The sequence below is a fragment of the Buttiauxella brennerae ATCC 51605 genome (assembly GCF_001654925.1).
GTDB classification, from domain to species: Bacteria; Pseudomonadota; Gammaproteobacteria; order Enterobacterales; family Enterobacteriaceae; genus Buttiauxella; species Buttiauxella brennerae.
This window is the reverse complement of record NZ_LXER01000015.1, coordinates 189,546-197,040: the sequence shown is the minus strand read 5'-3', so window position 1 is coordinate 197,040 and position 7,495 is coordinate 189,546. Positions and strand designations below refer to the sequence as shown.

Here is a 7,495-nt window from a genome sequence, read left to right as displayed (position 1 = left end):
GTTATCAATATGGGCCCCAGAAGTATTAGCAATAGAGCCACTGTCCCGGCATATACCTTTAACCATAAAAGGAGACTCTTCTGATGATTGGTGGGTTTGCGTAGCAGTGCTCCGATGAAAAACAGTGCCAGAAATAGCGATGCACAAAACATATAGTGAATCGTTGAGACGTTCAGAAACGTTATTCTGTAAATTGCACCACGCCAGATGATAAAAGTGAAAACTGCAAGTAAGAAAAGAACCGTTACAGTCATTAAAGAGGGGTGAGAATAGTTTTTCATTAGTTAACTGTCTGTTTTCTCAGCAAGATACAGATACTAAAATGTATAAGAATAAATAGCCATGGTAAATTCACGGTCATTTGGGGTGGCGGATATTACTTACACAAAGTCATTATCACTCTGTGTTTAAAAAAGTAGGTTACGATAAAATTTAGTAACTAACCTGTAACATTCACCTAATTAGCCTTACCAATTGTGCTTATTTTCACATTAAGCAAATAGAATTTATAAGTATTTAAATATTTTCTTCAGGTTATAGTTAGCGGGGTTTATGTTTGATTTTGGACAAACATAAAAAAATCTTATCAATTAATGTGATTCTTGAAATCATTCCTATATGATTGCCATCTCATTATTTGAACAGTTTCGGGATTATGAAAAAAATTTGGTTCTTTTCTTTATTAGCAGTGCCACTTGCTGTTGCAGCTTTTACTCTCCATTGGCATAACGATGCGCCAACATATGTAAAAGATGCTGAGGAACGTGTGAGTTCATATCTAAGCTATTCATTTGGGCCGACCAAGTGTATGAGCGATCAGAATGACGCAAATGCGTGGACCATGGAATGCCAGATTATCACCAGTAAAAGAGATCTCAAATACACGGTATATCCTGCAGATAAAGCATCTGAAGGTACCCCAAGATCATTCTTTATGGTGGCTGAAAACAAAGATGCGCAACTGAGCGCAAAAGCTGATTTGATGGTTTATCTCGATATCGGTAGCCATGATAGCTAACCCATTGTTTTTTTATTCTTTTCGGGGTGGTTGCCGCGTGATAAACAGCAGGGTGATTTAGCTTAAGTCGCCTTAATAGATACCTTCAATCTTATCAATTAAGTAATGAAGATGGGCATAAGCGTCCACGGTGTTGATAAGCAAAACGGACCAGGCGAGTATCAGAACAACCAGAACCAGGGTTGCTATTTTAAATCCCAACATCATTGAAAATCATCTTACCGAGCGTATTTAACTATTCCCTATGATATCGCTTTCATAGGTTATTATTTTTATTTCGAGTAACCTGGTAGTGTGAAATACCGGTGCATGACACACCGGCATCAAGTCTTTATTTAGAGCAATAAACACGTGCATCACGTGGGGTATAAATACCCAACGTAATGAAACTCAGGAAGCCATCAGCAAAGGTCTGTTGAACTTCGGTGCGAACCACTTTATCTGCACCGCCACATACCGCAGCTGCATCAACAGTTTTTGTCTGGCCAATACCGCTCACAAAGAAATGATGGGTAGTGGTTTGCTGTGGTTTCTCAGCAATATCCTTGTTAATTGTGAATGTCTGCTGAGCACAGCCAGATAACACCAGTGAAGCAACAGCCGCTATCATTAACTTTTTCATAAATACCTTATTTTAATTATGGTTACCAAAACAGCTTCGCATTGTATATGGGTATATGAAACTCGACCAGTCGCGTTTCGTTAGAATATTGGCTGTCGTTTGTGCTTTGTTTATGTTCCGAGCAGGTAGCCGGAATAAACAACTTCTAACTTGACACTCGTTTGCTGGTTTTCCCTCAATTTCACGATAAATTTAATGCTGAAGATGATGCTGTTCATCCATCACGTTGATGAATGGTTTTTGATTGAAAACTACAGCGCTATTTTGCCTGAAACTGCCACGTTAGCCCTTCAAATCTGCTAAGATGCGCGCCAGACGCTGTCTGACAGCCCATTAATTGAGAGTATAATTGTGACATCTTTTTCTACCCTAAACGTTCTGCCTGCAGAACAACTCGCCAATCTCACCGAACTTGGTTATCACACCATGACGCCTGTTCAGGCGGCTGCATTACCCGCGATACTGGCTGGGAAAGATGTCCGTGCTCAGGCGAAAACAGGCAGTGGTAAAACAGCTGCATTTGGACTTGGTTTACTGCAACACATTGATGCAAGCCAGTTTATTACTCAGTCGTTGGTTTTGTGCCCAACACGTGAGCTGGCGGATCAAGTCGCTAAAGAATTGCGCCGCCTCGCGCGTTATATGCCAAACATCAAGGTGCTGACCTTATGTGGCGGCCAGCCATTTGGTGCTCAGCGTGATTCACTACAACACGCACCCCATGTGATTGTGGCAACACCTGGTCGTTTGCTTGACCACCTGAAGAAAGAAACCGTTAAGCTCGATGCCCTGCAAACGCTGGTGCTGGATGAAGCGGACCGCATGCTGGACATGGGCTTTGCGGATGCAATTGATGAAGTGATTAGCCACGCGCCACAGGATCGCCAGACATTGCTGTTCTCTGCAACATGGCCAACTGCCATTGCTGCTATCAGCTCCCGTGTTCAACGTACACCAGAAACGATTGAGATTGATTCAGTCGACGAATTGCCGTCCGTTGAGCAACAGTTCTATGAAATCTCACGTAGTGGCAAAATCAGCCTGCTGCAAAAACTTCTCAGCAAGCACCAACCCGCATCTTGCGTCGTGTTCTGCAACACCAAAAAAGATTGCCAGGCTGTGTGTGATGCACTGAGCGAAAGCAACCAGAGCGTACTGGCCCTGCATGGCGACATGGAACAGCGCGATCGCGATCAAACGCTGGTACGTTTTGCTAACGGCAGCAGCCGTGTACTGGTAGCAACCGATGTTGCTGCTCGTGGCCTGGATATTAAAGCGCTGGAAATGGTCATTAACTACGAGTTGTCGTGGGATCCTGAAGTCCACGTTCACCGTATCGGCCGTACCGCACGCGCGGGTGAAAGTGGCCTTGCGATTAGCCTGTGTGCGCCTGAAGAAGCACAACGCGCCAGCGTGTTAGCTGAAATGCTGAACCTGTCGTTAAGCTGGCAGCCAGCGCCAACTGCAGGCAGCATCAAACCGCTTGAAGCGGCAATGACGACGCTGTGCATCGACGGTGGCAAGAAAGCGAAAATGCGCCCAGGCGATATTCTGGGGGCAATGACTGGCGATATGGGGCTCGATGGCGCCGATATCGGTAAAATTGATGTGCATCCGATGCACGTCTATGTCGCTGTTCGTGAGTCTGTCGCGCGCCATGCGTGGAAACAGCTGCAGCAAGGCAAGATCAAAGGCAAATCAGTGAAAGTACGTTTGCTGAAATAAATCTTTAAACTTCTCCCTGCTAAACAGGCAGGGAGAAGTTTCCCGCTATTCTTTCGTTAAAGCGTCCAGAACTCGCACTAACTGCGTTACAAATCCGTACTCGTTATCATACCTGGCGAAGCTCTTTACCACGAGGGCCGCAAACCCGCATTTGCGGCGGGGTGTTAGATAATTTCACCAGATGTTAATGATTTTCTGCATGTTTGCCGTTATCCTGGAAAAATCATTGTGACTAAGTAGGACACCTTAATGCGCAGCAAATACACCTCATTACAGATTGCACTTCACTGGCTGGTATTTTTATTGGTAGTGGGTGCCTATTGTGCGATGGAACTAAAAGGTTTCGCGCCACGATCATATCGGCCGATTTTCAATGCAACACATGTGACCTGCGGGATCAGTGTTTTCTTTTTGATGATTGCTCGCCTGTTGGTACGAATCAAATACCGTGCTCCGGTAATTACGCCAAAGCCGCACCCGGCGATAACTGGAATGTCACATCTGGTACATATCATTATCTACCTGATGTTTATCGTATTACCGATACTGGGATTTATGACGGTGTATTTCAAAGGAAGCGACTGGTCGGTGTTTGGCATATCGATGCCGCATGCGGTGGAGCCTGATGAAGATATGGAGTTCAACATCAAGAGCTACCACGAACTTATCGCCAACATTGGTTACTTCGTGATTGGTATTCATGCCTTTGCTGCACTGTTCCACCATTACATATGGAAGGACAACACATTAGTGCGCATGATGCCGGGGAAAAAAGGCTGATCTTTCGTCACCATATGAACACTGCCCGGAGTTTTTATGTTCTTCGGGCGGTTTAATCGAAAGGTCAGAGAGGGCTGTTTCATGGTGACCTTCCCATGCAATGTAAATATCTCTGCATCTTTCTTTGGTTTCATTTTTAGTCATATTAATTACCCTATCAAGACCAAAATTATAACAAATAAGCGCCTCAGAACTCACGTGCTAACGTCAGATACCCATTGTATTTTACTGAACACTCATCATCATTGGCTAATGCGGAAGATATAAATATATCCCGATGATTGTTTTTATCCGTGAATGTATATTTAGCTGTGACATTTACTACGTGGTTATCGTGGTATATACCGTAGTATTCGTTTTCTGATAAGTGAATATCTTCCGATTTTTTCATATCAGCGGAACTGTCTGCAATGGCCATTTTGCGTGCCATTAACATGGATACTGGTTCAACGCTCAAAACTTCCACTAACGTTTTTAGGTATTGGATGGATGCAATATCGATGTCGAGATCATTTTTCATTGACGCTAGTAGCATTCCCTCGACATAATGCCCAGGTGCTGCGCACTCACTCCCGGGTATGCCTGTCGCATGACTGAATATTGGCAGTAGTGTGAGCACAAGTAGATACACTTTACTCATCGTACAACCTCAAGTGGTGAACCATGGTCTCTACTCAACAGTAAATTATTGCCTTCATCGTAGAGCCATAGATAAACGGGTATTGTCATACATTAATCCTCATTTCATTAATGGAGTATGTTTAAAACCTCAGCTAATAAACCAACTTATTAGGAATTTATGCCAGGCAATTTGTGCTATAGATTAGATGAATTTCAATCGATCAGATATAAAAATAACGGATGGTTTATGAAGTGAGTCTGAATATCGTGTTAACGAAAAGGGTAAAAATCATCAAAACATAAAAAATAATATTCAGGTAAATTTTTTAAAATACCAGAGGATGGATATTCGAAGTATGGGTAATGAAAATAAACTTCCAAAAGTCTTGGTTTTTTCTAATCATGTGATTTATCTGGTGCTAAAATACACATCTCAGTGAAATGTTTTTGATCGATATGGTTCGGCTGTTTTAAAATGATTAATAATTTATTACCGAGACATACGCAGGAATTATATTCGGTGTTTAAGAATAGCGTTCTTGATATTTTTGTTATTCAAGGAGAGTGGTGGCACTACAACTACAACAGCGTCTGCCCAGACCGGGCAGGCCGCTATTTTAAATGGCTGGATGAGTTGCCATGGATGGCAATCTAAAGATAATTTCTACAGATTTGCATATTCTAAAATTTCTTCACCCATTAATAAGCAATCTGAATCGGTCGAATAAATGAGCCGCATTCTATACTTTCCCTTATAGATAGTTCCCCAAACTTCCAGCACGTCGAAAGATTGATTTTTATTTGCAGGGTTTTTTATTCGCGCCAGTGGTTGTATTGAATCATCAATTTCAATCCGATCATCGTTGTCTCTATAAAAAGACAATAATTTTTTAGCATCTTTAAATGCTTCATCTTTACATGCGAGTGATGAGGCCGGTAAGGATGCATATGAATTGAAAGCCATTAGCATGATAAACACCGTTAGAGCAATTTTTATCATTCAATCCCCAAGGCGTTCTTAGCTCTTCGTAGCGCGGTTTTTCGATCACTGTAGCCATTAAGTCCGCCATTTATTTTTAAAGTGACATTTTTGATGTCATCTTTATCAGCGAACTTATTAACATTCCGTACATCCCAATAGTAGCAGGCTGCTTTGACTGCTACATACGGATTGTTAGCCACCTGCTCAGGTTTGGTTACATACAGTTTTTTAAACTCGTCACTGAGCGTTTGGTAATTCGCTCGACCTGTAAGGTCTAGTAGTCCTCGGCCAATGTATTTTGGTCCATCTCCGAGATTGGTATTGCCAAGCGCTCGCCCAACCTTGGTTCCCGCATCATATTCCAGGCCACCATTTCTTGGGGTTTCTGTCATTGCCGAAAAGTTAGCAGTCTCAACGCAAGCTTGTGCGAGAAAATGCGCAATTCTTAATTCAGTATTGATGCTATAAACAGTGAACCAATGATTAAAGTGGGGCGCAATAGCATGCATATTGCGATGCTGAGAATTTAACAAACTTTCATTATGTAAATAATGACGCCCTATTTGCCAGAGCATATCAGCAGTAACTTCAATCATGCAGTTACCCTATCATCCCAAGCGTCAGTGAACTGAACGTTTCCATCACAATATTTCCAGGTTATTTTTTCATAGCGCAGGGCGATATGCTCAATGTGATTGATCTTCTCATGACGAATCATAGAGGGATTTACTGAAACGATTTTGACGCCCTCAAGGAGCATGTTGAAATATTCCACCTCCTGACCTGCGTCATTGATTCTATACCAACGAATTTCTGCGGAGTGTAATTTTTGTTCAGTGGCTACAGCCTTGTAAAGGTAGGGGCTGGAGGAGTCAAATTCCTTTTCAAGAACCATCGCGCCATGAACTCGTGTTCCGGTTAATTTTCCAGTGTTGTCGTCAGTAGGGATGCTTAGTGAGTGGCCAAAACCTTGTATTTCTATACTCCCCTCACGATCTCGAACATCAACCGATCCCTTAATTTCTGCGCCGCCATCATCTTTAAGCCACAGATAAGCTGGTATTGCCATTTTTGAACCCTCATTTTCTTAGTTGGACTTGCTAAATATTCCACCAATAAAAACTTTTATTAAAGGGTTACGCCAGGTAATACGTGCCATAGGTAAAGTGAATTAATTGTTGAAATATCAAAGATTCATGTATGAATTAACCTTGTAAGGAAGGGCATAAATACTCAACGAATTTCTTCATAATTAATGCCAAAAACTGTTCTGGGTTTGATTGTGTTCCCGGCTTTGTTAGGAGTATGTCAATGACTGTATATGTCCCCATATGTCTTTGGGCTAGGTTACCCATCTCACTGAAAATAATAAAAATTCAAATTCATCAATTATCTGTAAAATGGTGTACCATACCCCCCTACAGTATAAAGAGGCGACTATGCCACATTCACCTGAAGACAAAAAACGTATCCTAACTCGCGTTCGACGGATTCGCGGCCAAACGGAAGCGCTGGAGCGCGCACTGGAAAATGGCGATCCGTGTATCGCTATCTTGCAACAAATCGCCGCCGTACGCGGTGCCGCCAATGGGCTGATGGCCGAAATGATGGAAATCCATCTTAAAGACGAGCTGGTCGCAGGGGAAACCTCCGAGGATCAGCGTGCTGTACGCATGGCAGAAGTCGGCCATTTGATACGCTCTTATCTAAAATAACAGTTATATAAAAATCACACTCACCTGAGGAC

Annotated in this window: 10 protein-coding genes; 5 read left to right on the top strand and 5 right to left on the bottom strand. The window is 42.6% G+C overall.

Features of this window, described 5'->3' with window-relative positions; all coding sequences use genetic code 11:
- The first annotated feature begins 655 nt into the window (after positions 1–655).
- Positions 656–1,018, top strand: a complete 363-nt coding sequence (locus M975_RS08045) for a hypothetical protein (RefSeq protein WP_064558646.1) — start codon at positions 656–658, stop codon at positions 1,016–1,018.
- Between the two features lie 331 nt (positions 1,019–1,349).
- Here the strand turns inward: M975_RS08045 and M975_RS08040 are convergent, their stop codons facing one another.
- Complete coding sequence (locus M975_RS08040) at positions 1,350–1,640, bottom strand: Bor family protein (protein WP_064558644.1); 291 nt, start codon at positions 1,638–1,640, stop codon at positions 1,350–1,352.
- Between the two features lie 351 nt (positions 1,641–1,991).
- Between M975_RS08040 and dbpA the strand changes: the two genes are divergently transcribed.
- Positions 1,992–3,365 (top strand): ATP-dependent RNA helicase DbpA, encoded by a 1,374-nt coding sequence (gene dbpA, locus M975_RS08035; RefSeq protein WP_064558642.1) that lies wholly within the window; start codon positions 1,992–1,994, stop codon positions 3,363–3,365.
- A 249-nt stretch (positions 3,366–3,614) separates the two neighbouring features.
- Entirely contained in the window at positions 3,615–4,145 is a 531-nt protein-coding gene (cybB, locus tag M975_RS08030; protein WP_064558640.1) for a cytochrome b561, read from the top strand.
- Positions 4,146–4,332: 187 nt separating this feature from the next.
- Here cybB and M975_RS08025 read toward each other — a convergent pair whose 3' ends face one another.
- On the bottom strand, positions 4,333–4,785 hold the full coding sequence (locus tag M975_RS08025; RefSeq protein ID WP_064558638.1) for a hypothetical protein: 453 nt from the start codon (positions 4,783–4,785) through the stop codon (positions 4,333–4,335).
- A gap of 501 nt (positions 4,786–5,286) precedes the next feature.
- Here M975_RS08025 and M975_RS23490 point away from each other — a divergent pair.
- The gene (locus M975_RS23490) at positions 5,287–5,421 is read left to right on the top strand and encodes a hypothetical protein (RefSeq protein ID WP_280643778.1); all 135 of its coding nucleotides are present in this window, start codon (positions 5,287–5,289) and stop codon (positions 5,419–5,421) included.
- Between the two features lie 9 nt (positions 5,422–5,430).
- Here the strand turns inward: M975_RS23490 and M975_RS08020 are convergent, their stop codons facing one another.
- From M975_RS08020 to M975_RS08010, 3 genes are read right to left on the bottom strand one after another with little or no spacing between them, the layout of a single operon-like run.
- A complete protein-coding gene (locus M975_RS08020) occupies positions 5,431–5,766 on the bottom strand; it encodes a hypothetical protein (RefSeq protein WP_064558636.1) in 336 nt (111 codons plus the stop codon).
- Entirely contained in the window at positions 5,763–6,344 is a 582-nt protein-coding gene (locus M975_RS08015; protein WP_064558634.1) for a glycoside hydrolase family 19 protein, read from the bottom strand. The genes M975_RS08020 and M975_RS08015 overlap by 4 nt, the downstream gene beginning before the upstream one ends.
- A complete protein-coding gene (locus M975_RS08010; RefSeq protein ID WP_064558632.1) occupies positions 6,341–6,817 on the bottom strand; it encodes an Hcp family type VI secretion system effector in 477 nt (158 codons plus the stop codon). The genes M975_RS08015 and M975_RS08010 overlap by 4 nt, the downstream gene beginning before the upstream one ends.
- Before the next feature lie 370 nt (positions 6,818–7,187).
- Between M975_RS08010 and M975_RS08005 the strand changes: the two genes are divergently transcribed.
- Positions 7,188–7,463: a metal/formaldehyde-sensitive transcriptional repressor gene (locus M975_RS08005; protein ID WP_064558630.1), complete on the top strand. Its 276-nt coding sequence runs from the start codon at positions 7,188–7,190 to the stop codon at positions 7,461–7,463.
- Positions 7,464–7,495 lie beyond the last annotated feature (32 nt).